This is a genomic window from Aneurinibacillus tyrosinisolvens, from assembly GCF_001015055.1.
Classification (GTDB): Bacteria; Bacillota; Bacilli; order Aneurinibacillales; family Aneurinibacillaceae; genus Aneurinibacillus_A; species Aneurinibacillus_A tyrosinisolvens.
In genome coordinates this window covers 1-1237 of the sequence record NZ_BBWZ01000112.1, presented here as the reverse complement: position 1 = coordinate 1237, position 1237 = coordinate 1, and the positions used below count along the sequence as shown (strand labels likewise).

The 1237-nt window shown below is 41.6% G+C and carries 2 protein-coding genes; both read right to left on the bottom strand.

The features are described from left to right. Positions 1-10: 10 nt before the first annotated feature. Positions 11-421, bottom strand: a complete 411-nt coding sequence (locus MBEAL2_RS28545; protein WP_047155554.1) for an RNA polymerase sigma factor — start codon at positions 419-421, stop codon at positions 11-13. A gap of 178 nt (positions 422-599) precedes the next feature. After that, positions 600-782 carry an H-type small acid-soluble spore protein gene (locus MBEAL2_RS28540; protein ID WP_047155555.1) on the bottom strand — a complete coding sequence of 61 codons (183 nt, stop codon included), beginning with the start codon at positions 780-782 and terminating at the stop codon, positions 600-602. Between the last annotated feature and the right edge of the window lie 455 nt (positions 783-1237).

The following is a 1237-nucleotide window of genomic DNA, read 5'->3' as shown; positions in this document are numbered from 1 at the left end:
CGCCACAAACTTATTCAAATACTTCGGTGAGCAAAATGGCAGCGCATTGCTTTGCCGACAGGTTAGTAACGAGCGTCTCTACCGCCCCGCGTATATCGGCTGAATCAATTTGTTTCTTGTGGGTCATACGGTTTATATCCATTTCATAATAAAGATTCCACTTTTGTTTTCTGTGCCGGTCAATCCACGTATTTGACGCAATACGAAACAAAAATGCTTTAGGATTAGCATGACCAGGATTTTTTCTTAGAGCAGTGAAAGCTTTGAGCAGTGTATCTTGAATCAAATCCTCGGCTTCCCAGGACGTGCCAGCTATTGAATGGCAATATCGTTTTAAATCTTCATAGTGCTCGTTCACGATTTCATGAAATTCTTTATCCGTGTTATCCCCATTTGGATGGGCAGCTACCTTGGATAACAATTCAAAGCCCCCTTCATCGGATGATCATCCCTTTACTATATAAACGGCAATCGCATCAAAAAAGATACGCTTTTAAAAAATTTTTTTAAAACTAAACAAAAAAGCCTTTAAAACGCTTTTCTGGCGTATAAAGGCTTCTGTAGAAATTTTATCATTAGTAGTAAAGAGCAATCAGCTTTTAATGAACTTCTTTCAGCTCATTAAGTGCAACGGTTTTTCTATCCGCCGGGTTTTCCGTTGGATGGACACTTGCAGTTTTGCTTTGATTATCAATGCTGTCAATCCACACGGGAACGCCTTGAAACTCTACATTTATCGTATCTCTTGATTCCACAATTTGCTGTGCACGTTGTACTTCCATTTTAACCCCTCCTTTTCCTTCTTTCTTATTTTTTGCGATTTTATGCGGTTTATGCATGAGCGAAAAAAGGAAGTTCACTCATTTGCCTTTCCCTTCCGCAAGGAAGGAAGAACTGTCCGCTCCACCTCCCTGCGAGCAGCGCCCATCAAACATCTGGGTAGCTCGGGGCGGGAGACAATGGTGGGTGGGCTTTCTTCTGCTCTCCGGGAGGTTCCACTGGGTCAGGAAGGCCGGCCTGCGTGGACTGGAAGCCACTGAAAAAGTCCATTTAAAGAAAAAAAGAAGCTGGTTACCTACTGTATGTAGATACTCAGTTTATTTTTTTACTGTATATTGACGAAAATACCTGTTAATTATTCAAAGTGGCCACTTTTTCAGTGGCCTCCGTGGACTGCCCTCCCTTTTTTCTGATATTTTTAACCTTACGCTCTTTTTTTGTTTAACGAACCTTACCG